Source organism: Pseudomonas sp. MG-9 (genome assembly GCF_018729515.1).
Classification (GTDB): Bacteria; Pseudomonadota; Gammaproteobacteria; order Pseudomonadales; family Pseudomonadaceae; genus Aquipseudomonas; species Aquipseudomonas serboccidentalis.
Map to the genome: position 1 here is coordinate 408,621 of NZ_JAHHZH010000001.1, position 20,895 is coordinate 429,515.

Annotated in this window: 21 protein-coding genes; 5 read left to right on the plus strand and 16 right to left on the minus strand. The window is 59.0% G+C overall.

What is annotated here, in order from left to right; genetic code table 11:
* Positions 1-88: 88 nt before the first annotated feature.
* The 4 genes from nhaB to KKQ10_RS01975 form a co-directional block, all read right to left on the minus strand.
* Positions 89-1,591 carry a sodium/proton antiporter NhaB gene (nhaB, locus tag KKQ10_RS01960; RefSeq protein WP_127647665.1) on the minus strand — a complete coding sequence of 501 codons (1,503 nt, stop codon included), beginning with the start codon at positions 1,589-1,591 and terminating at the stop codon, positions 89-91.
* Positions 1,592-1,769: 178 nt separating this feature from the next.
* Entirely contained in the window at positions 1,770-2,693 is a 924-nt protein-coding gene (locus tag KKQ10_RS01965; protein ID WP_215499995.1) for a hypothetical protein, read from the minus strand.
* Between the two features lie 143 nt (positions 2,694-2,836).
* Positions 2,837-4,126: an NHL repeat-containing protein gene (locus KKQ10_RS01970; protein WP_215499997.1), complete on the minus strand. Its 1,290-nt coding sequence runs from the start codon at positions 4,124-4,126 to the stop codon at positions 2,837-2,839.
* A gap of 278 nt (positions 4,127-4,404) precedes the next feature.
* The gene (locus tag KKQ10_RS01975; protein WP_127647662.1) at positions 4,405-4,671 is read right to left on the minus strand and encodes a hypothetical protein; all 267 of its coding nucleotides are present in this window, start codon (positions 4,669-4,671) and stop codon (positions 4,405-4,407) included.
* Positions 4,672-5,016: 345 nt separating this feature from the next.
* Between KKQ10_RS01975 and KKQ10_RS01980 the strand changes: the two genes are divergently transcribed.
* A complete protein-coding gene (locus KKQ10_RS01980) occupies positions 5,017-6,342 on the plus strand; it encodes a sigma-54 dependent transcriptional regulator (protein WP_215499999.1) in 1,326 nt (441 codons plus the stop codon).
* Between the two features lie 86 nt (positions 6,343-6,428).
* Here KKQ10_RS01980 and fapF read toward each other — a convergent pair whose 3' ends face one another.
* The 9 genes from fapF to KKQ10_RS02025 form a co-directional block, all read right to left on the minus strand.
* A complete protein-coding gene (fapF, locus tag KKQ10_RS01985; protein WP_215500001.1) occupies positions 6,429-7,751 on the minus strand; it encodes a fibril amyloid transporter FapF in 1,323 nt (440 codons plus the stop codon).
* Positions 7,752-7,796: 45 nt separating this feature from the next.
* A complete protein-coding gene (gene fapE / locus KKQ10_RS01990) occupies positions 7,797-8,543 on the minus strand; it encodes a fibril amyloid subunit FapE (RefSeq protein WP_127647659.1) in 747 nt (248 codons plus the stop codon).
* 44 nt (positions 8,544-8,587) lie between these two features.
* Positions 8,588-9,268 (minus strand): fibril amyloid maturation endopeptidase FapD, encoded by a 681-nt coding sequence (gene fapD / locus KKQ10_RS01995; protein ID WP_127647658.1) that lies wholly within the window; start codon positions 9,266-9,268, stop codon positions 8,588-8,590.
* 64 nt (positions 9,269-9,332) lie between these two features.
* Positions 9,333-10,313, minus strand: coding sequence for an amyloid-like fimbrin subunit FapC (gene fapC, locus KKQ10_RS02000; protein ID WP_127647657.1), 981 nt, complete (start codon positions 10,311-10,313; stop codon positions 9,333-9,335).
* 74 nt (positions 10,314-10,387) lie between these two features.
* The gene (gene fapB / locus KKQ10_RS02005; protein WP_215500003.1) at positions 10,388-10,960 is read right to left on the minus strand and encodes a fibril amyloid subunit FapB; all 573 of its coding nucleotides are present in this window, start codon (positions 10,958-10,960) and stop codon (positions 10,388-10,390) included.
* Between the two features lies 1 nt (position 10,961).
* On the minus strand, positions 10,962-11,411 hold the full coding sequence (gene fapA / locus KKQ10_RS02010; RefSeq protein WP_127647655.1) for a functional amyloid chaperone FapA: 450 nt from the start codon (positions 11,409-11,411) through the stop codon (positions 10,962-10,964).
* A 323-nt stretch (positions 11,412-11,734) separates the two neighbouring features.
* The gene (locus KKQ10_RS02015; RefSeq protein WP_127647654.1) at positions 11,735-12,271 is read right to left on the minus strand and encodes an AAA family ATPase; all 537 of its coding nucleotides are present in this window, start codon (positions 12,269-12,271) and stop codon (positions 11,735-11,737) included.
* The gene (gene pnuC / locus KKQ10_RS02020) at positions 12,268-12,831 is read right to left on the minus strand and encodes a nicotinamide riboside transporter PnuC (RefSeq protein ID WP_127647653.1); all 564 of its coding nucleotides are present in this window, start codon (positions 12,829-12,831) and stop codon (positions 12,268-12,270) included. The genes KKQ10_RS02015 and pnuC overlap by 4 nt, the downstream gene beginning before the upstream one ends.
* A 195-nt stretch (positions 12,832-13,026) precedes the next feature.
* The gene (locus tag KKQ10_RS02025) at positions 13,027-14,661 is read right to left on the minus strand and encodes a methyl-accepting chemotaxis protein (protein WP_215500005.1); all 1,635 of its coding nucleotides are present in this window, start codon (positions 14,659-14,661) and stop codon (positions 13,027-13,029) included.
* Between the two features lie 306 nt (positions 14,662-14,967).
* Between KKQ10_RS02025 and KKQ10_RS02030 the strand changes: the two genes are divergently transcribed.
* Together KKQ10_RS02030 and KKQ10_RS02035 are read left to right on the plus strand one after the other, a co-directional pair.
* Positions 14,968-15,798, plus strand: coding sequence for an undecaprenyl-diphosphate phosphatase (locus KKQ10_RS02030; protein WP_215500007.1), 831 nt, complete (start codon positions 14,968-14,970; stop codon positions 15,796-15,798).
* Entirely contained in the window at positions 15,795-16,223 is a 429-nt protein-coding gene (locus tag KKQ10_RS02035) for a DUF1294 domain-containing protein (RefSeq protein WP_127647650.1), read from the plus strand. Before KKQ10_RS02030 ends, KKQ10_RS02035 begins: the two co-directional genes overlap by 4 nt.
* Before the next feature lie 114 nt (positions 16,224-16,337).
* Here KKQ10_RS02035 and KKQ10_RS02040 read toward each other — a convergent pair whose 3' ends face one another.
* Together KKQ10_RS02040 and KKQ10_RS02045 are read right to left on the minus strand one after the other, a co-directional pair.
* Positions 16,338-16,697 (minus strand): MmcQ/YjbR family DNA-binding protein, encoded by a 360-nt coding sequence (locus KKQ10_RS02040; protein ID WP_215500009.1) that lies wholly within the window; start codon positions 16,695-16,697, stop codon positions 16,338-16,340.
* A complete protein-coding gene (locus KKQ10_RS02045) occupies positions 16,694-17,602 on the minus strand; it encodes a LysR substrate-binding domain-containing protein (RefSeq protein WP_215500011.1) in 909 nt (302 codons plus the stop codon). Before KKQ10_RS02045 ends, KKQ10_RS02040 begins: the two co-directional genes overlap by 4 nt.
* Before the next feature lie 125 nt (positions 17,603-17,727).
* Between KKQ10_RS02045 and KKQ10_RS02050 the strand changes: the two genes are divergently transcribed.
* Entirely contained in the window at positions 17,728-18,339 is a 612-nt protein-coding gene (locus tag KKQ10_RS02050; RefSeq protein WP_127647647.1) for an FMN-dependent NADH-azoreductase, read from the plus strand.
* 236 nt (positions 18,340-18,575) lie between these two features.
* Positions 18,576-19,613: an alpha/beta hydrolase family protein gene (locus KKQ10_RS02055; RefSeq protein WP_215500012.1), complete on the plus strand. Its 1,038-nt coding sequence runs from the start codon at positions 18,576-18,578 to the stop codon at positions 19,611-19,613.
* Between the two features lie 85 nt (positions 19,614-19,698).
* Here KKQ10_RS02055 and KKQ10_RS02060 read toward each other — a convergent pair whose 3' ends face one another.
* Positions 19,699-20,886 carry an MFS transporter gene (locus KKQ10_RS02060; RefSeq protein ID WP_215500013.1) on the minus strand — a complete coding sequence of 396 codons (1,188 nt, stop codon included), beginning with the start codon at positions 20,884-20,886 and terminating at the stop codon, positions 19,699-19,701.
* Positions 20,887-20,895 lie beyond the last annotated feature (9 nt).

A 20,895-nucleotide genomic window follows, 5' to 3' on the forward strand; every position in this document is an offset into this window, starting at 1 on the left:
TCGCGATGACGGTGTGTCAGGCAACATATGAGGTGCCTGACACACCGCATTCGCGAGCAGGCTCACTCCTACAGATTATTCGGTGTGATTACAGCCAGTAGCTCACCGCATACCAGCCCAGCAGGCCCATGACGAAGGTGTACGGCAACGCCATCCACACCATCCGCCCGTACGACAGGCGCACCAGCGGGGCGATTGCCGACGTCAGCAGGAACAGGAACGCCGCCTGACCATTGGGCGTCGCCACGCTCGGCAGGTTGGTGCCGGTGTTGATCGCGATCGCCAGCGTCTCGAAGTGCTCGCGGCTCATGTGCCCGGACAGGAAGGCCTGTTTCACTTCGGTGATGTAGATCGTGGCGACGAACACGTTGTCGCTGATCGCCGAGAGCAAGCCGTTGGCAATAAACAGCATGCCCGGCTGCTGATCTGCCGGCAGCGCCAGCACCCACTGAATCAGCGGGGCGAACAGCTGTTGATCGTGAATCACCGCGACCACGGCAAAGAACACTACCAGCAGCGCGGTAAACGGCATGGCGTCCTTGAACGCGCTGCCCAGACGATGCTCGTCGGTGATCCCGGTAAACGCGGTGATCAGCACAATCACCATCAAGCCGATCAGGCCGACTTCCGCCACGTGAAACGCCAGGCAACCGATCAGAATCAATGCGGCGGCACCTTGCACCAACAGTGCAGCGCGTTGCCGCGCCGTGCGCTCGGCGTTGTCTTCGGCTGCGTAATTGGCCAGCACTGCACGCACGTTGTCCGGCAACAGCGTGCCGTAACCGAACCAGCGCAGTTTCTCCAGCAACACACACGTCAGCAGGCCCGCTGCCAGAACCGGCAGCGACACCGGTGCGACTTTCTGGAAGAACTCGCCAAAATGCCAGCCCATCTCATGGCCGATCAACAGGTTCTGCGGCTCACCGACCAGAGTGCATACGCCGCCCAGCGCTGTGCCAACCGCGCCGTGCATCAGCAGGCTGCGCAAAAAAGCGCGAAATTGTTCCAGGTCATTGTGATGCAGGGTCGGCAGGTTCTGGTCATCGCCAAATTCGCTGTCCTGGCGTGGGTCGTTGCCTGAGGCGACGCGGTGATACACCGAGTAGAAGCCGACGGCCGCGCTGATGATCACCGCGGTCACGGTCAAGGCATCGAGGAACGCCGACAGGAAGGCCGACAGAAAGCAGAACATCAGCGCCAGAATCGCCTTGGAACGAACGCCCAGCAGCAGCCGCGAGAACAGAAACAGCAGCAGGTCCTTCATGAAGTAGATGCCGGCGACCATGAACATCAGCAACAGGATCACCGGGAAGTTGTGCACCAGCTCATCGTACAGCGCCTGCGGCGTGGTCATCTTCAGCAGCAGGGCCTCGATCAGCAACAAGCCGCCGGGCATCAACGGATAGCACTTGAGGGCCATGGCCAGGGTGAAAATGAATTCGATCACCAGCAGCCAGCCGGCGGCAACCGGGCCAGCCGTGAACAACACAAGGGCATTGAGGATCAGGAAGCCGACGATAGTCGCCTTGTACCAGCGGGGCGAATGCCCGAGGAAATTGTGCGCGAACGCCTGGGCCAGTGAACCGGACATCGGTTGCTCCTTATATTCAGAAGCGCGCAAATTGCCGGATGTGACGGGCAAGTTCAAGGTGTTACTGGATATATCTCGCATTCTTTGGACAGAAGTCTCGCGCAACGAGGGCGCTGACGATGAAAGCCCACCGAGCCGTGACTCGGCGGGCCTTCATTGTTAATGCGAGGGATGATTATCAAAGTTTTGACGAAACGACCCGGATGAAATAAGGGTCGGATATCTTGCCCTTATCGGATACGGTCCTCAATGCATGGACCCCTTCTCGGAGTTCCTCAATCGTTACTTGATAGACACCGTTCTGATTTGCGCGGAAGCGAACCAGATTTCCGCGATAGTCGGCAATCCAGCCTGTTTCGTCCGGGTGTGCCGTACCGACCAATGTTATCGTTCTATCAGTGGTGGAGCCGTGCTGTTCAATCAACTGATAATTTTCTTGGCCGATAACAAACTGAGCGCTGAGGGGGACCGGTAATTTGATCAGGACACGCCACGGATTTGATAGCTCACCGTCTTCTCCCCGAACGATGAACTCATGGCTGCCTGTTTGCAGTTCTTTGACGTGGGCACTCCAATGTCGGATTACATCGACGTTGAGTGTCTGGATAACCTTTCCGTTATCGAGAAGGTCCACTGTCTGATTAGCGGTGCCCCTACCCACAAAGTGCAATTCATCATGCAATGTGGCCCCGCCGGGTTCGATGTTTTCACCGTCAGGCCCGCTCACGTATTCGATTGACGCTGTTTCCCGCACATCCACAAAGATAGCCCATGGTGGTGACACTTCCCCATTGCTGGTGTGCGCGCTGTAGATGTGATACCCCCATTCCTGATTGGGAAGGGTAACGAAAAAGTTACCGATGTCGTCAACCGGGAAGAAATCATCATGAGCCGGATTGCCTCGATCAAATATTTGCACGCGTTGATCGGGATAGGCATGTCCCTTAAAAGATAATACGTCGCTCAGGGTAGTGCCATCGTGTGGAATTTCGTTACCTTGGCCATCGCTGACACCGATAATAGCTGTGTAGATCCGGTGCTCGCGCTTGTTCGGGGGTTGAACTAACGTACCTTGTTCATTCAGTTTGACTTGATCGTTCATATCAAAATTCCTTTTTCAGGTAGACGCACAGCGATCTGCGCGGCTCTTTATCTGAACGGCGATCAAGGGGGGTGTCTACTGTCAGAAATTACAGGTATGAAGGTATTCCCGACCAACGGTGAATGCTGTTTGCACTTGTTTTCCTATCGATTGAGATACCGCCCCACCATCGCACGGTAATTGCCTTCCAGCGAATAGCCGCCGACAACGATCGCGCCGTCCGCTTGTAAGGCCAGCGAATTGGCGGTATCGAGGCTGCGCCCCAGACGCGTGCGCAGCCAGCCGTGACCGTTGCCAAACGCTTCGTCAAGTTGGCCGTCGGGCAGGTAGCGCGCGACGATGAAATCCGCCTCGATACCGCCAATCGTCGCGCCCACGGCGATGATTCGGCCATCGGCCATGCAGTGGGCCGCGCTCCATTGGCAGCCGCTGGGGCCGATTTCCAGCAGGTGCGGGTGGCCGACGTTGTTGCGCAGCTCCGGGCGCCCGTTGGGGTGCAGGCTCAGCGCCATGCAGCGGATAGGATCGCGACTGCTGCCAAAGCAGTGCAGATGCTCCATCGATACGAGAACCTGACTGACCATCGCGCTTTGCCCGTGGGCCTTGAAGGCGAGGAAGCCGTCCACGGCGAAGCGCTCGTCCAGACGGCCGTCGGGTAGATAGCGCGCCACCAGCCCCTCTTGGGGGAAGCCGATGGAGCCCGCGACGACAATGCGCCCGTCGTCCTGCAGCAACAGGCTGTTGATCCAGGTATTGAGTAACAGATGGCGAATCATCACGAAGCCGCGACCATTGAAGCTTGCATCGAGCGCGCCGTTTGGGGTCAGGCGAATCAGCATGCCAGCATGGTCCGCGAGTTCGAAGTGGTGATTGGCGATCAGCAGAATGTGCCCGTCGTCCTGCACCGCAAAGTCACAGGCTTCGGTCCCCGGCACGCCGGGCGGTAGCCAGGGATCGCGTGAACCGATCGACAGATCGCCGGGCAGGCGCACGACTTGTCGACCGTTGTCGCCAAACGTCGGGTCAGGTGATCCGTCTGTGTTGAACCGTGCGAGGGCGGGCAACGTGCGGTGGGCATTTTCATAATGCAGGCCGGCCAGCAGAATTCGCCCGTCGGCCAACACCTGCACTTTGGCGCCCATGGCGTCGAAGCCGGAAGCGAATTCGCCGATCACACTGCCATGAACACCGAAACCGAGATCGGCAGAACCGTCGGAGAGCATTCGCGCCAGCCCGAAACGGCTACCGTTGGCAGTGCCGACCTTGGCGGCCACCAACACCCGGCCTTGTGGGTCGAGGGCCAAGCCTTGGGTCATGCTGGAGACGCTGCCGGCGAAATACACTTGGGCAATGCCGGAGTGGGCAAACCCTCTGTCGAGTTGTCCGGCGTTAGTCGTTGGTGGCGGGAGCGCTAAAGCGTTCTCGGTAATCATGCATGCCTCTCCTTGCAAGTTGACCGTGCCCGGCGGGGCGGGTAACTGCATGAGCGAAACATTCAATCCCTGAATACGCCGAAGTACAACTGACATAACTAACAGGCGGAGGGTCGCACTGTGCCAGAACAGTGTCTTTTTGAACCAAATGAAAGCGTGACAAGCAGTGGCGCCCGACGCTTTAAAAGAAGTTGTACAAAAGTACGGGAGGTCGCGGCAGCGGATAACTAATGAAGAAGTGGGCGGATGACATTGAAGTCATCCGCATTACCCTCTGATCAATCAGGCATCGACCACGATTGCAGCAGGTGACCTTCTTTGCTCAGTTCGGTGCGCGCCTGTAGCAGCAGTTGCTCGAGTTGCGCCGGATCGGAGTAGGCGCTGCTCGGAATCTGCTTGCGGCCGATATGCGAGTTGGTACGGTCGATGACGGTCAGGTTAAGTACACCGTTACCGTCTTGTGGGGCCCAGGCCACGCACTGAAAGGGTTTGAACGCGTGGTTGGCAATCAAAAGAGCTTCGTTGATACGGAGCGGGGCGGTCATGGGGTCTTCTCTCTAAGGTGCCCAATCAAGTGATGTGCCGTCGGTTGGGCTTACCGTTCGGCTGGTTACTTGTACTGATGCACGCAACCCCGTGACAGGTCACACACGATACAAAGAAATTTCAACTTTCTTTTTTATGCTCAGCGTACCGACAGTTTTTTGAAAGCCAGGTGAAAGATTCAACTCGATAGCTGACTAATAAACTCGCTTCTTATAACGCGTTAGCTTGTACACCTATAAGCAATCGATACAAGGCCCTGTCAATTTCTTGCTAGTGTTACAGTCGGGTCTGCCAAATGATTGTTTTTACAATAATTTCCTTAAATTTGGCGCCAAGGAAAAGTCATGATCGAAGCGCCAGCGTTACGACGATTATTGGTAGTCGACCCCTGTGACGACTGTCACCGCCTGCTACCCGGTTTGCGCGCGGCAGGGTGGGATGTCGACAGTTGTACGTTGGAAAATGCCGCCGATCGGACTTGCGATGTCGGACTGCTGCGTTTGCAACCTTTTCACCTTGAACGCCCCGAGGCGGTCAAGGAACTGATCAGCCGCAGTGGCACCGAGTGGATCGCGGTGTTGAACCAGGAAGTCCTGCGCCTGCAAAACGTTGGTGACTTCGTCTGCGAATGGTTTTTCGATTTCCATACCTTGCCGTTCGACGTCTCGCGGGTTCAAGTGACCCTTGGCCGGGCATTCGGCATGGCACGTTTGCGCGGGCAGGGGACGATTCACATCGATCAGCCGGAGCACGAATTGCTCGGCGACAGCAAGCCGATCCGCGAGCTGCGCAAGTTGTTGAGCAAACTGGCGCCCACCGAATCTCCCGTACTCATTCGTGGTGAAAGCGGCACCGGTAAAGAGCTGGTCGCCCGCACGCTGCACCGCCAATCCCAGCGGCATAACAAGCCGTTTGTCGCAATCAATTGCGGGGCGATTCCCGAGCACTTGATCCAGTCCGAACTGTTCGGCCACGAAAAAGGCGCCTTCACCGGTGCGCATCAGCGCAAGGTCGGGCGTATCGAGGCGGCCAACGGTGGCACGTTGTTTCTCGATGAAATTGGCGATCTGCCGCTGGAATTGCAGGCCAACCTGCTGCGATTCCTTCAGGAAAAACACATCGAACGTGTCGGCGGCAGCCAGCCGATTCCGGTCGATGTGCGGGTGCTGGCGGCCACCCACGTCGATCTGGAGGCGGCCATCGAGAAAAAGCGTTTTCGTGAAGACCTGTACTACCGGCTCAATGTGCTGCAAGTGGTGACCGCACCATTGCGCGAGCGCCACGGTGACCTGGCGATGCTGGCCAACCATTTCTCCCACTTCTATAGCCACGAAACCGGCCGCCGTCCACGCAGCTTCAGCGAGGATGCGCTGATTGCCATGGGCAAGCACGATTGGCCGGGCAATGTGCGTGAGCTGGCCAACCGGGTGCGACGTGGTCTGGTGCTGGCCGAGGGCCGGCAGATCGAGGCCCGTGATCTGGGATTGATCAGCCAGCACTCGATTTCTACGCCGATGGGCACACTGGAAGATTACAAGACCCGCGCCGAACGCCAGGCATTGTGCGATGTATTGAACCGCCACAGCGATAACCTCAGTGTGGCGGCGAAGGTGCTGGGGGTGTCCCGGCCGACGTTCTATCGGTTGTTGCACAAACATCAGATTCGCTAGGTATCAAAGATTAAAAGATCGCAGCCTTCGGCAGCGCCTACAGGTGTAATCCCTGTAGGCGCTGCCGAAGGCTGCGATCTTTTGCTTTAGAAGTAGTACGGGAATTTCAGGCTGAAGGAGAAGTCTGGGGCATCGTCGGTCATACCGAGCGACAGGTTGGGCACGATGGTCAGGTTATCCGTGGCGGCAATGGTCATGCCGACGTTGAAGTAACCGGCATTGGCATCGCTGGACACCACCGATTCCCAATCCCCGCCGTCCTGTTTCAGCTTGCTCTTGCGTTGCACCAGGTCAGACACCGAGAACGACATACTCATCTTCTCGTTCAGAGCGAACGCAATACCGGCACCGATCTGGAAGCTGTCGCCGATGCGTACCTTGCCTGGGTTTTTCTGGTTGACCGTCGAACTGATGTCGTCGAACGATTCTTCCAGGTTGTGGGTGTAGGACAAGCTGCCGAACAGCACAGCCGGGTCGAACGTCTTGACCAGCGAGACGCCGGGGGTGATCGACCAGACGCCGTTACCGGTAGGCAGGGTGTCAGGCACGAACAGGTTGGAGTTGGCGTCGGTCTGACGCAGCTTGATCCCGAACGGGTCCTTGCCGGTGGGCGCCTTGACCCGCAGAGTGACCACGGCGTCCGGGGTGTTGACCGACTCGTCGAGGAACTTGTACGCGATGCCGAAGTTGACGTCGCCGATGGTTGGATCACGCGAAACATCCTGTTCCGTCGTGACGTTGGACGCGCCACCGTTGCCGCCACCGGACTGGTAGGTCGATTCGCGGTAGACCACCGGTACGTTCACGTCGAACTGCCAGCGATTGTCGAAGTTGTAGCGGCCAGTCAGGTCCAGAGTCCAGGTATCGGCCTTGATCCGGTCGAGGTTGATGTTGCCCAGAAAGATCGAGTCCAGGGCCAGAAAGCCGTTGAGGATCAGTTGACGGGTGTCGTAACGCGAGTAGGTCACGCCGGTTTCAAAGCTGAACTTGCCGCCGCCGAAGAAGCCGCTGGCCTCGTCGTAGAGGTTGGATACGCTCTGTGCCGGTTGCGAATCGTCGGCCAGCGATTGCCCATAAGACGCGCCACTGCCCCCGGCTGCGCCCCCCGACGCTGCCGCCGCGCCAACCCCGGGAGCCCCGGTGCTGGTCGCGACTTTTGGATTGCCTTTCATGTCGGCCGGCGATTTGGCCAGTCGTTTGGGTTGTGGGGCCGCCGGTTGGTCTTCGACCTGACGGACCCGTTGTTCGAGCACCGCCAGGGCTTTTTGTTGTACTTCGTATCGTTGTTTCAGCTCCAGGAGTTCCTGTTTCAGAATCTCCACATCTGCGTCGGGTGCTGCTTGCAGCATTGCCGCAGGTAGAAGAGTGCTCAAACATACAGCTGCACGCAGTGATACTGATCGATACATGAATAAGCCGTCCCTTTAAGCCCAATGATCGAGACTCAGAGTAGTTCAATATCCAATATTGCGTAGTGCCCTGAGTTGAGTCAGGTTGCAGTCCAGTGCGCCAGGGCTGATGCCGTTATTGCTAAGCACAACATTGAGTTGGGTCATGTTGTTGACCACGTTGGCACTGCCAAGCAGACGCGTGTTCTGCAGCAGGCCGCCCTGGGCGACTTGTTGCAGGGCTGCGCCCTGATTGCCCGCAGCTTGAATAGCCATCTGCACGCCACCGCTGGTGGCTGAAACGGCGACGCTGCCGGCAGCATTGCTGGCACCGATTGTTTGCCCGGCCATCAACGCCTGACCTTGTGCAGGTACCAGGGCAGGGGGGGTGTTGGCCTCTTTGACGTTGATCGCCACGTTGTTGTTGGCGGTGTTGCTGTCGCCGGCGGCGCGTACGCTTTGGGTCACGCCCTGGCTGCTGTTGAGTGCCGCGCCACCTACGACGCTGCCAGTGCCCTGAGTCAGGGTACTGCCATTGCCCTGTTCTTTGATGGTTGAGACATAGAATTCCGGTTTGATCGTGGCGGCCTGGATTTGCATCGACGTCGCAGCGCCGATCAGATCACCGCTGGCGTTGCGCCAGGTACTGCTCATGACAATGCCGAAGCTGATGATCCGCCCCGGCATGACGTAACGACCGCGTAGCTCGGCGAGCTCCTGATCAGTGATTTCGATAGGTTTGAACCCTGCATTGGCATAGCCTGACGCGCTCGCTGCCAGGCAGGCGGCGGCAAGCCAGTATGAGGTTTTCATCTGCTGCTCCCGGGACATCCAGCCCCATTCTTTATAATCGGCGATTAAAAGAAGTCGCTCTGTATGAACCCGAAGTCCATCAATTCAGCATCTTTGACAGGGTTGAAAGAATCGAGCTTGTTCTTGGCGGTCAGCGGTGCCGGAGGACTGCGCAGTGCATTGGTTTTGTCGTATCCGGGGCCGACGATGGCGAAGACAATGCCGTTCCAGCCTTTGACAAAGTCATCATGGGCGTAGCGTTTGTGGCCGAGAACCGGGTCTGCGATGTAAACCCAACTCTTGTCCGAGCGCTGCAGCACCACGAAATGCTTGTAGCCGCGAATTTCCATCAGTACCACCACCGGGATCGTGACATCGTCGAGCTTTTCCGGCGGAATCTTGTAACCCCTGGCGCGCATGCCGATGCTTTCTACGTAGCGCTTCATGTCCAGCATGGAAAACCCTTGAGTGCGAACAAGGGCCTGGTCAGCGTTGACCAGCATGCCTTTGATGATGTGCTCCTCATCGACGTCGAGCCAATAGGCCTGGCGCAGTACCGTGGCCAGTGCGGCGGCGCCGCAGCTGAAATCGGTTTTTTGTTCGACGATGTCGGAAAACTTGCGCTCACGGATGCTTTGCACGTTTTTGTAGACGAGTACGCCGCCGGGCAGGGCAGCGACGGGCATCTGCGCAGCCTGGGTCAGGCCGGACAGGCAAAGCAGGGCGATAAAGGCAGTCTTACGCATGATCGATACGCCTTTGCGGACTGAGGAAAAAGCCCCGTTTCCGGGGCTTTCGTTTCGATCGCGATTACATGCAGGCTTTGCAACCTGCAGCGATGGACAGCGAGTTGCTTTGTTGGTTGCCCACACCCGCCGAGACGTTGGCTCCGCCGTTGCCGGAGAAGTTGTTCATCGAGTTGGTCATGTTGGCATTGTTGACGACAGGTGCTTTCCAGCCATCTTTGGTCAGCACTTGCTGAGTGGTGACGCCAGCGAGGCCAAAGGTACCCACGGCTTCGAACTTGGCTTTCTGGTCATCATTGCCACCGTGGCCGCCACGATTGTCGTAACCGCCGTGGTCATCGCCTTCGATGGTTGCAGTGCCTTTGGCTTTAAACGTGCCAGCGGCCGCGTAGGTGCCAGTAAGGGTGTCTGTTTTGTAGGCCTGCACGCCTTTGTTTTCTACGACCAGGCCAGTTGAGGACTGGTTGGCGGAAGCCGCGGCAGTGGCTACACGGCCACCGGATACGGCGATCGCCAGGTTGTTTTTCTGCTGGTTGAAGCTGCCCGCAGTCACGTTGATGCCGATATTGCCGGAACCATTGTTGCCTGCATTGTTGAGCGTAGCGTTATTGAAGGTGGACGAGTTTTTCACATAGTTGTTGTTGTTGACTTGAGTCGCACTCGAGGCAGCAACAGCAGTGCCGAAAATGAAGCTTTCATCGGCGGTAGCCAGGGCAGCGGCGTTGTCTTGTTGGTTGCCGTCGCCAGCTGCAACGTTGGCGCCCATGTTGCCGTTAGAACCATTGAGCGAGTCGCTGGCGTTGGCGTTGTTGACCGTGCCCTGGTTTTTCACCACGTTGCCATCGCTGTTTTGTTCGTCGAGCACTGCCGCCCCGGCACCTGCGCCGATCTGCAGAAGTTGTTCCAGGGTTGGGCCTTTTGGTTCATGGTTGCCATGACCATTGCCATGCCCGTTACCATGATCATTGCCGCCCGCTTGAGCCGCCATTGCCATTACTGCTGCAAGTGCGAAAACCAGTGGTTTGAGAGCCATTGTAGGTTTCATGGTGTTTCTCCATCGTGCTTATTAGTTGGGTTAAGTGTTGGTACTTTCTAATTGCACTGCTTTTTTTATTTGGGTCAGTCTGCGACCCGGATGCTCAGGGTGTTGGCCATGCGGTTCCCCACCCCGGCACTCTGGTTCACCTGGATTACCCCTCGGCTGCCGGTGAAGGCCTGATCACTTGTCGTGACCTGGCGACTGCCGGGTGAGGTACCAGTTGCTCCTGAGCTCGGTAAAAGCGCCACGTTCTGTTGCGACAGGGCGCTGTCGTCAACGCTTTGCGGGGCAGCACTGATGCTGATGCGCGTCACGTTGGCCATTTGATTGTTGGCACCGGCGCCCTGGTTCACGCCCAGGATCCCGTTGCCATTACTGAAAGCGTTGCCGCCAATGGTGGCGCTGGCATTCATCGAAGGGTTTGCCGGTGTATCGAGCTTCTGCCTGACGATGGTCGTGGCGCTGGCGTTGGTGCCGATGGCGATCGCCTTGGTGTTGGTCTGTTGCATCTGGTCGCCGGCGGCCTGGTTGACGTTGAAGTTGCCGCGGTACTGCGCACCGGTGTCCTGGATGTTCGCGTTGTTCACTGAACCGGGATCGGCCATCGCACTGGTGCAGCCGAAGAGGGCAAGCAGCAGAAGGGAACGATTCATCTCATTGCCCCCCAGCCATGCGGGTCAGGGGTGCCAGACCGGTGCTCAAGGAGCGATTGATCGTGTTGGAAATCGCGCCGCCACCGCCGCCGCCATGACCGGCACTCATGCCTGGCAGGCCGTTGGGGTTGGTCAGGACGTTCATGCCGGGCATGTCCGAGTTCGGTGTGATGATGTTGCTGCGGATCGAAGAGCCGCTGGCCACACTGGCGAACTCACCGTCACTGAGTTCGGTGCTGGTCATCGCTTGATGGATTCGATCGGAAGGATTGGCATTGACCGTGGTTGGGTAGGGGTCTTTGCCGCCGCTGCGTCCGATAGGAATCGGCTGGACGTCGCGGTTGAGAACGATCACGCCATTGCCTTCGGCCTGAACGTTGAAACTGATGAATGTGCTGGCGGCTGATCCGATCAGCAGAAGGCAGGTCAGGCCTTTATTGAAATTCCCCACGGTGGCAATTCCTTCTTCAGTGGGCTGGCTCTTGTCAGCGTTGGGAAGGAGAGAGCGAAAGCTGTGCCGCTTTTGAGTTGTCTTTGATTTTCAATGGGTTGGCGATGGCGCGTGTAACGCTGATACAAAATCTGTTTCAGCGCTGAAACAGTCCCGTGGGCAGCCAAGTGGTCACAGGCGGCGCAAAGCTCTGGAACAAGGGTTTGCCCAACAGTGTTTCATGGGCGTAACAGATGGTCTTACAGAACGATGAAGGCCATTGAATTGGCTGCTCTGCGCTGGGGGAGGTGTATCAGGAATGGACACTTGAGCCCCGAAAGGGGCTATTCGGCGGGATGATCGGCCAACAAACGAGCAACGGCGTCGAAAGCCTGAGAGCGGCGTTCATTCCAATGGCCCTGAATGATTTGCAGCGGTTGCCCGTTTTGTTCCAGCCAATCGCGGGTGGCCTGAAAGAACGCCATGCGCTCGCTGAGTTGCGGCTGGCAACGCTGGCCGTCGTCCGTCCAGTCGATATGCTCCGGCGACAACAGCAGGTGCAGGTCGTAATGCCGCGCCAGCAACTCGGGTTCCAGCCACGCGGGGCAGGCGCCAAACAGGGTCTGGCTCCACAGAATATTGCTCAGCAGATGGGTATCGAGAATCAGCAGCCGGGGTTGCTGCGCCCGTGCCTGATCTTCCCACTGCAACTGCCCGCGGGCGATGTCGGGGATGTCGTTCAGGCAGGTATCGCGCGGATTCTGCTCGATGAACCAGCGCACGTACTCATCCACCCGCAGACCGCCAAAGTGTGCTTGAAGGCCCGCAGCCAGCCAGCTCTTGCCGGTGGATTCCGGACCGGTGAGGACAACCACCTTCATCGTTGCAACGCCGGATCGGCGCGCCATTCACGCCAGCCTTGCAGCGCAATCAAGGTGAACAGGGCATACAGTGCGGCGGTGAGGTACAGCCCCTTGTAAAGGAACAGGCCGACGAAAATCATATCCAGCACGAACCACAGCGCCCAGCATTGCAGGCGTTTCTGCGCCATCCACAATTGAGCGACAAGGCTGAAGGCGGTCAGTGCGGCATCGAGCCACGGTTGTGCGGCATCGGTCCAGTGCGCCATGGCCGCGCCCAGCAGCAGGCTGCCAAGCGCCCCCACGCCAAGGCCGAGCAGGATCGAGCGCCGACCCAGGCGCGTGACGTCGCGCCCGTCATGCATCGTCCCGGCGCGGGTCCATTGCCACCAGCCGTAAACTTGCAGCGCAGCGTAGATCACTTGCAGCAACATGTCCGAGTACAGCTTTACGTCATAGAAAATCCAGCTGTACAGCAACACCATGACCAGGCCGATCGGCCAGCACCACGGATTCTGTTTGACCGTCAGCCACACGGCGATCACACCGAGGGCGGCGGCAAACAGTTCAAGCCCGGACATGGGGGTTCCTTGGGGGAGTTCAGGAGGGAGCGGATTGTACCCAAAAACCTGTCGGAATAAGCCTGTTACCGATTTTGATGGGAAACCGCGAAACCCTGTAGGAGTGAGTCTGCTTGCGATGACGGTGGGTCAGCCACTCCGGGGTTGACTGATATGACGCTATCGCGAACAGGCTCACTCCTACAGGGGGCGGTGTTAGACGCGGAACTGGCGTAGAAGCTGGTTCAACTGCTCACTCAACTGCCCAAGCTTCACACTCGCCACGCTCGATTGCTCCGCCGCCAGCGCCGTGCTGTGAGACAACCCGGCCGCCTGGGTGACGTTCTGATTGATGTCCTCGACCACATGCGCCTGTTGCAGCGTGGCGCTGGCAATCGAGGCGTTCAGGCCATTGAGGTTGCGCAAAGCCTGGCCGATGGCGTTGAGGCTGGCCCCGGCGAGGCCTGCCTGTTCGATGGTCAGTTGCGAAGCTTTGCTGCTGTCGCCGATGACCTTGACCGCTGCTTCGGAATGACTTTGCAGGCGTTCGATCATCGACTGGATTTCCGCCGTCGATTTCTGCGTGCGCTGCGCCAGCAGACGAACTTCGTCGGCCACCACCGCAAAGCCCCGGCCCTGTTCACCGGCGCGTGCCGCTTCAATGGCCGCGTTGAGCGCCAGCAGGTTGGTCTGTTCGGCAATCGAGCGGATCACCTCCAGCACACTGCCGATCTGCGTGCTTTCCACCGCCAGCGTGCGAATGACCTCGACCGCCTGATCAATGGTTCCGGACAGCTTGTCGATCTGTTGCAGGCTGCCGTCGATGTTGATCTGGCCCTGTTGCGCCTGAGCTTCGGCATCGCGCATTTCAGCGGCGGCGTGTTCGGCGTTTTTTGCCACGTCCTGCACGCCGTAGGTCACTTCGTTGATCGCGGTCGCCACCAGTTCCATCTGCTGTGATTGCTGCTGGCTGCGTTGCTGGGCCTGGGTGGCATCGTTGCCCAGTTCGCTGGACGACTGGCCCAGCGCACTGGCCGACACCTGCAAGTCACCGATCACCCGGCGCAATTTGGCGGTAAAGGCGTTGAAGTGATGGGCCAGTTGCGTGACTTCGTCCTGGCCGTGGGTGTCGAGGCTGCGGGTCAGGTCGCTTTCGCCGCTGGCGATGTTGGCCATGGCGTTCACGCTTTCCTGTAACGGGCGCACGATGCTGCGGGCAATCAGGATCACCAGCAGGGCCATGATCAGCGCAATCACCAGACCGATCACCGTGGCCTTGATCACCTGGCCCTGGAATTCGCTCTGCACATCATCGATGTAGATGCCCGAACCGAGCACCCAGCCCCACGGTTCGAACAGTTTGACGTAGGAAGTTTTCGCCACCGGCTCGCTGGCGCCAGGCTTGGGCCAACGGTAATTGACCATGCCCGCACCTTTGCTTTTGGCGATCGCGACCATCTCGTTGAACACCGCAAAACCGTCCGGGTCGCGGATGGCCGAGAGGTTCTGGCCTTCAAGCTTGGGGTTGGTCGGGTGCATGACCATCACGGGCGTGAGGTCGTTGATCCAGAAGTAATCGCTCTGGTCGTAGCGCAAGCCTCGAATGGCAGTCAACGCCTGTTTCTGCGCGGCGTCGCGGGTGAGGGTGCCAGCGGTTTCCAGGTCGTGGTAGTAGGTCAGCAGGCCGCTGGCCGTCTGCACCACATGCTGGGTTTTCTGCGCCTTGGCGTGGTAGAGGTCATCGTGGATCTGCTTGAGCATCAACACGCCCAAGGTCAGCAGCATCACCACTGCCACAATCAAAATGAGCCACAAGCGTCGGCTGATCGACACACTGCGCAAGCTGTTCATAACGCTGTCACTCCGATTTCTTTTTCTTGTAATAAATCAACGCCAGCATCCAATCACGTTTTCGGTGATCGGGCATACGCGACCCAAGTCGTATAACGCCGCAGCACTATTGAGGCCTGTCTGTTAGGATTTCGGCCCCGCGCGTGAAAACCTGAATCAAAGTTGATATTTCACGGAATTTTGACCGTTTCGTGTGGATCCTGTGCGCGCGGAATCGGTACAGCAACAACCAGCTACGCTGAACGCAGTGAACGTTAGAAAAATACTATCGGGGCATGCCGATGTGCATCGCTCTTTGGGGGACTGATGGATCTTTGGATCGCCTTGCAGGCACTGATTCTAGGAGTTGTAGAGGGGCTGACGGAGTTTTTGCCCATTTCCAGTACCGGACACCAGATCATTGTTGCCGACTTGCTCGACTTCGGCGGCGAACGGGCCATGGCGTTCAACATCATTATCCAGCTCGGCGCGATCCTCGCGGTGGTCTGGGAGTTTCGTCGCAAGATCCTCGACGTGGTGATCGGCCTGCCGACCCAGCCGAGTGCGCGGCGCTTTACTGCCAATCTGCTGATCGCGTTTCTGCCGGCAGTGGTGTTGGGGGTGATTTTTGCCGACCTGATCCACCAATACCTGTTCAATCCCATCACCGTTGCAACGGCGCTGGTGGTGGGTGGCGTGATCATGTTGTGGGCCGAACGCCGACAGCACGAAGTACACGCCGAAACAGTGGATGAGATCACCTGGAAAGACGCGCTGAAAGTCGGTTTCGCGCAGTGCCTGGCGATGATTCCCGGCACCTCGCGCTCCGGCTCGACGATCATCGGTGGTCTGCTGTTCGGCCTGTCGCGCAAGACTGCGACCGAGTTCTCGTTCTTCCTGGCCATGCCGACCATGGTCGGGGCGGCGGTGTACTCGGGTTACAAGTATCGTCATCTGTTCGTACCCGCAGACTTCCCGGTGTTCGCCATCGGTTTCGTCACGGCGTTCATTTTCGCCATGATCGCCGTGCGCGGTCTGCTCAAGTTCATCGCCAGCCACAGCTACGCGGCATTCGCCTGGTACCGGATTGTCTTCGGTCTGGTGATTCTGGCGACCTGGCAGTTCGGCTGGGTGGACTGGGCGGCGGCCAAGCCATGAGTGATTCGCGCGCACGCCGCCCGGACGGACGCCCGTCCGGTGGCGGCATTCAGCATCTGAGATTGAAACTGGCGGTGCTGCTGGTCGTCTGCGCATTGCCACTGTTCGGCTCACTGTCGATGTGGCTGCGCGGGATTTCGCTGGTACCGCTGACCGCCTATGGCGTGGTCAGCGTGCTGACGTTCTTCATGTACTGGGCGGACAAGCGCAAGGCCCGCGCCGACGCCTGGCGCACCCCGGAGAACATCCTGCACGCGCTGGAACTGGCCGGCGGCTGGCCCGGCGCGCTGATCGCCCAGCAAGTGTTCCGGCACAAGACGCGCAAGGTGTCGTTTCAGATTCTGTTCTGGGCGATTGTGGCGTTGCATCAGGTGTTCTGGATCGACCAGCTGTTTCTCGGATCGAACCTGCTTTCATTGTTCTAAATCACCACAAATTCCTCTGTAGGAGCTGCCGCAGGCTGCGATCTTTTGATCTTGTTTTTTTAAAGATCAAAGTCAAAAGATCGCAGCCTGCGGCAGCTCCTACAGGGGGCGGGTTTACAGCAGTAATCCAACCTGGGTCTTCTTCGGCAACTTGCTCACCACCAACTGATGCGAGCGCGTCAGCAACCCGCGCAATTCCTCGGCAGCCAGCGGGTAGGGCGGATGCATGATGATCCACTGCGCCCGTGCCAGATAAGGCGCCGGGTGAATGCCCGGGCGGTCGCAATGGCCGAGAAACAGATCCTTGTCGACCTTGAACGCCAATGAGTCCCCGCGCAGGCCCTGCAGGGCGAACATCTTGTTGCCGGCAATCGAGAACACCCGCACGCCGCCCCATTTGTAATCCTCGCGCGCGCCGGGCAGGGCGAGGCAGAACGCGGCGACATCCGCTTCGCTCATCTTTCCTTTTGTCATAACAGTCGCTCCCCACACGCATTGAACGATTCGACCAGATGATCGATCCACGCCCGCACCGCCGGCATCACCCCGCGCCGATGCGGATACACCGCTTGCAACCAGCCCCCCGGCAACGACCACTCGGGCAGCAGTTGCACCAGCGCGCCACTCTCAAGGTCGGCCTCGCAATTCATCATCGGCAGCAGGGTAAAGCCCTGGCCTGCCAGCACACAGGCTTTGCGCACGATGAAGTCATCGATACCCAGCCGCGCTTCCATGTTCAGCTCGACGCTGTTGCCCTGTTGATCGAGCAGACGCACGTGCACCATGCGGTCGGCTTCCAGCGCGCCGAGCACCGGCAGCGACTTAAGGTCCAGCGGGTGGGTGATCGTTTTGCCCTGAACAAATGCAGGGCTGGCCACCACGACCATTTGCGCCTGGCGCAGACGGCGGGTTACCAGCAACGGGTCCTCATCACCCAGTTCACGCACGCGTAACGCCACGTCGAAACCTTCGGCGACCAGATCCACCCGGCGATTGAGCAGCACCACCTCCAATTGCACCTGGGGGAATTTGCCGAGGAAGTCGCTAATCACCCACGGCAGCATTTCCCGCGCCAGACCGGTCGGACAGGACACACGCAAGCGCCCGCGAGGTTCGCTGGACATGCTGGCGACGGCTTCGTCGGCCATTTCCGCCTCGAGCAACATTGCCTGGCAGTGGCGCAAATAACGCTCGCCGACAGCGGTCAGGTTCAATTGGCGGGTGGTGCGTTGCAACAGGCGCGCACCGAGGCGTTCTTCGAGTTCGGCGATGCGTCGTGACAGCCGTGACTTGGGAATGCCCAGCAAACGCCCGGCTGCCGCGAAGCCACCGGCCTCGACCACCTTGGCGAAATAGTAGAGATCGTTGAGATCCTGCATGAAAAATCCACCGTTCTATCAGTGGGACGAACTATCGCATTGCCGGCGGCTAATCAGCTATTGGTTTCTTCCGTAGGATTGTCTCCATTCCGTCGCCACCGGCGATTCTTTCCAGGAGATTCCACATGAAACTGCTGCACATCGATTCGAGCATTCTGGGCGACAACTCGGCTTCCCGTCAGTTGAGCAGTCAAGTCGTCAATGCCTGGCAAGCCGCCGAGCCTGCTGCCGTGGTGACCTACCGCGACCTGGCCGCCGACGCCATCAGCCACTTCTCGTCGACCACCCTGGTGGCCGCCGGCACCAGCGCTGAACTGCGCAACGCCGCACAACAGCACGAAGCTGAACTGAGCGCTTCGACGCTGGCTGAATTCATCGCCGCCGACGCCATCGTGATCGCCGCTCCGATGTACAACTTCACCGTGCCGACCCAGCTCAAGGCCTGGATCGACCGCGTCGCCGTTGCCGGCCAGACTTTCCGTTACACCGAAGCCGGCCCTGAAGGCCTGTGCGGTGGCAAGAAAGTGGTCATCGTCTCCACCTCCGGCGGCATCCATGCCGGTCAGGCGAGCGGTATCGCTCACGAAGAATATCTGAAGCTGGTACTGGGCTTCCTCGGCATCACCGACATCGAAATCGTCCGTGCCGAAGGCCTGTCATACGGTGATGAAGTGCGCAACAACGCGATGAGCGCTGCACAGGCGAAGATCAGCGAGCAACTGTTCGCCGCTGCGTAAGCATTGCGTAAAGCCCAGCTACGGTTCAGGTAGCCTCTCAAAAAACTCTGTATTCTGGTTCTGCAAGGGCCAGATGCGGAGTTTTTTGTTTCTGACTGTTGCATAATCTGGCCCGGGTTATGCAGTCAAACGATCAACGTCTGAGTGCAACGCCGCGCCGGATCACCGAACCTCGGGGGTTCGGGCGTCGGAACACGAAGGATCTTTCGATTGAGTAACACAGGGTGGGCCATCCCATGATGCGTCTTTGTGCAACGTTACTGATTTGCCTGCTTGGCAGCCTCGGTTCAGTGCATGCCGCGCCCGGGCGACACCCTGTCTGGAGTGTCGGTTACCACGAGATGACCTTCCTCGATCCGCTGGATCTGCAACCGATGCGCGCCATCGCCTTCTATCCCTCCAGCGATCGCGAACACAACAGTCTGCTTGAGGGCTACAGTGTCGAGGCCGGCGCCGACACCAAAGTCGCCATCGGCCGCTTTCCGATGCTGATGCTGTCCCACGGCAACACCGGCACGCCCATCGCGCTGCATGACCTCGCCACCTCGCTGGCACGCAAGGGCTTTGTGGTGGTGGCAGTGATTCATCCCGGCGACAACTCCAAGGATCACAGCCGGCTCGGCACCCTGAGCAATCTGTATGGGCGGCCGATCCAGATTTCCGAAGCAATCACCGCCACCCTCGGCGACCCGATGCTCTCGCCGTTCGTCAACGCCGATCAGGTCGGGGTGATTGGTTATTCGGCGGGTGGCGAAACCGCATTGATCCTCTCGGGCGCGCAGCCGGATCTGGATCGTCTGCGCCGTTACTGCCAGGAACGCCCAGACGACCGCGATGCCTGCAACACCCAGGGCGAACTGATCGTCGATCGCGATGACTTGCAGCCAGTGGCCGATCCGCGCGTGCACGCGCTGCTGCTGATGGCGCCACTGAGCCTGAAGTTCGGTCGTCACACCTTGGCAGACGTGCATGTGCCGGTGCTGCTGTACAGCGGCGACGGCGACAAACTGGTGGCCTTCGACAAGAACGCCGCCGCCCTGGCGCGCAAACTGCCGACCGCCCCGGACTTCAAATTGCTCGCCGGGGCAGGGCACTTTGTGTTCATGGCGCCGTGCAACGAAGAGCAGATCCGCGCCATGCCGGCGCTGTGCACCGACGCCGACGGCGTGGACCGCGAAGACATCCACCGCAACATGATCTCCGAAGCCGGACAGTTTTTTTCGCGTACGCTGGGCCGGCCGAGCCGGGCGGGGATGCAAACCGCAGATCAATAAAAGATCAAAAGATCGCAGCCTTCGGCAGCTCCTACACAAAGCAATGTAGGAGCTGCCGAAGGCTGCGATCTTTTGATTTGGTTTTTCAGCTCAGCGCCCTGCGCTTGAGCAGCAAGGTCAGTCCCAGCCCGATCACCGACAACAGCGCCGCACTGAAGAAAATCCACGAATACCCCAGGTTCAGGGCCACCGCGCCCATCAACGGCCCGGCAATCGCCAGGGCCAGATCGAAGAACACTGCGTACGCTCCCAACCCTGAACCCCGGCTGGAATTGGGCACCTGTTTGATCGCCTCGACCCCCAGCGCCGGATACACTAGCGACAAGCCAAAACCCGCCAGCCCGGCACCGATCAGCGCGACGGCGGTGGACGGCGCCAGCCACAGCAGAATCAGCCCGACGGTTTCAATGGTCATGCAGGCAATCGCCGAATTGAAACCGCCAAAGCGGCTGATGGTTGAAATGAACAGCAGTCGTGACAGGATGAAACACGCGCCAAAAACCGTCAGGCAGTACGCGGCGCCGCTCCAGCCCCGATTGAGGTAATAGAGGGTGATGAAGGTGGTCAGCGTGCCGTAACCGATGGACGCCAGGCTCAAGCTGGCGCCAAACGGTGCAATGCGCCCGAACACCGCCCAGAACGGCAGGCGTTCGCCGCGTACCACTGGCACCGAGGGTTTATTGCGGATCAACACCAAGGCGCCTGCCGCCAATACCGACAGGGCGATGCCCAGGCTGGCAAAACCGTAGTCGGCGACCATCACCACGCCCAGTGGCGCGCCAATCGCAATCGCGCCGTAGGAGGCGATGCCGTTCCAGCCGATCGACCTTGCCGTGTGCTCGACGCCGAGCTGGCCCATGCACCAACTGATGGTGCCGACCCCGATCAGGCCTTGTGCGACGCCGAGCAACAGCCGGCCAACGATCAGAATCAACAGACTTGCCAGCGCAAAATCCTGCAGCAACGTCGACATCAGCGTCAGCAGTCCGCTGAGCACAATCCCCGACAACCCGTAAACAATCGCCCGTTTGGTGCCCATGGTGTCCGACATCCGCCCGGCCATGGGCCGACTGAGCAGGGTGGCCAGGTACTGTGAACCGATGACCAGCCCCGCGATGATCGCGCTGAACCCCAGTTGTTCGTGAACATAGCCGGGCAACACCGCAATCGGCAGACCGATGCACAGGAAGGCGACAAAGGTGTAGAACACGATGGAAACGATCTGCAGGGTGATCGCCATGGAGCTTTGCGGGGGCAGTTGCTGCACAGACATGAGGACTCG

Excerpts from the sequence above, each read along its gene's own strand:
- KKQ10_RS02035 (WP_127647650.1), top strand. The coding sequence starts at position 15,795 with ATGAGTGATTCGCGCGCACGCCGCCCGGACGGACGCCCGTCCGGTGGC.
- KKQ10_RS01975 (WP_127647662.1), bottom strand. The coding sequence starts at position 4,671 with ATGACCGCCCCGCTCCGTATCAACGAAGCTCTTTTGATTGCCAACCAC.
- fapB (WP_215500003.1), bottom strand. The coding sequence starts at position 10,960 with ATGAATCGTTCCCTTCTGCTGCTTGCCCTCTTCGGCTGCACCAGTGCG.
- KKQ10_RS02060 (WP_215500013.1), bottom strand. The coding sequence starts at position 20,886 with ATGTCTGTGCAGCAACTGCCCCCGCAAAGCTCCATGGCGATCACCCTG.
- KKQ10_RS02025 (WP_215500005.1), bottom strand. The coding sequence starts at position 14,661 with ATGAACAGCTTGCGCAGTGTGTCGATCAGCCGACGCTTGTGGCTCATT.
- fapD (WP_127647658.1), bottom strand. The coding sequence starts at position 9,268 with ATGCGTAAGACTGCCTTTATCGCCCTGCTTTGCCTGTCCGGCCTGACC.
- KKQ10_RS01965 (WP_215499995.1), bottom strand. The coding sequence starts at position 2,693 with ATGAACGATCAAGTCAAACTGAATGAACAAGGTACGTTAGTTCAACCC.
- pnuC (WP_127647653.1), bottom strand. The coding sequence starts at position 12,831 with ATGTCCGGGCTTGAACTGTTTGCCGCCGCCCTCGGTGTGATCGCCGTG.
- KKQ10_RS01980 (WP_215499999.1), top strand. The coding sequence starts at position 5,017 with ATGATCGAAGCGCCAGCGTTACGACGATTATTGGTAGTCGACCCCTGT.
- nhaB (WP_127647665.1), bottom strand. The coding sequence starts at position 1,591 with ATGTCCGGTTCACTGGCCCAGGCGTTCGCGCACAATTTCCTCGGGCAT.
- KKQ10_RS02045 (WP_215500011.1), bottom strand. The coding sequence starts at position 17,602 with ATGCAGGATCTCAACGATCTCTACTATTTCGCCAAGGTGGTCGAGGCC.
- fapC (WP_127647657.1), bottom strand. The coding sequence starts at position 10,313 with ATGAAACCTACAATGGCTCTCAAACCACTGGTTTTCGCACTTGCAGCA.
- KKQ10_RS02040 (WP_215500009.1), bottom strand. The coding sequence starts at position 16,697 with ATGACAAAAGGAAAGATGAGCGAAGCGGATGTCGCCGCGTTCTGCCTC.
- KKQ10_RS01970 (WP_215499997.1), bottom strand. The coding sequence starts at position 4,126 with ATGATTACCGAGAACGCTTTAGCGCTCCCGCCACCAACGACTAACGCC.
- fapE (WP_127647659.1), bottom strand. The coding sequence starts at position 8,543 with ATGAAAACCTCATACTGGCTTGCCGCCGCCTGCCTGGCAGCGAGCGCG.
- KKQ10_RS02050 (WP_127647647.1), top strand. The coding sequence starts at position 17,728 with ATGAAACTGCTGCACATCGATTCGAGCATTCTGGGCGACAACTCGGCT.
- KKQ10_RS02055 (WP_215500012.1), top strand. The coding sequence starts at position 18,576 with ATGATGCGTCTTTGTGCAACGTTACTGATTTGCCTGCTTGGCAGCCTC.
- fapF (WP_215500001.1), bottom strand. The coding sequence starts at position 7,751 with ATGTATCGATCAGTATCACTGCGTGCAGCTGTATGTTTGAGCACTCTT.
- KKQ10_RS02015 (WP_127647654.1), bottom strand. The coding sequence starts at position 12,271 with ATGAAGGTGGTTGTCCTCACCGGTCCGGAATCCACCGGCAAGAGCTGG.
- KKQ10_RS02030 (WP_215500007.1), top strand. The coding sequence starts at position 14,968 with ATGGATCTTTGGATCGCCTTGCAGGCACTGATTCTAGGAGTTGTAGAG.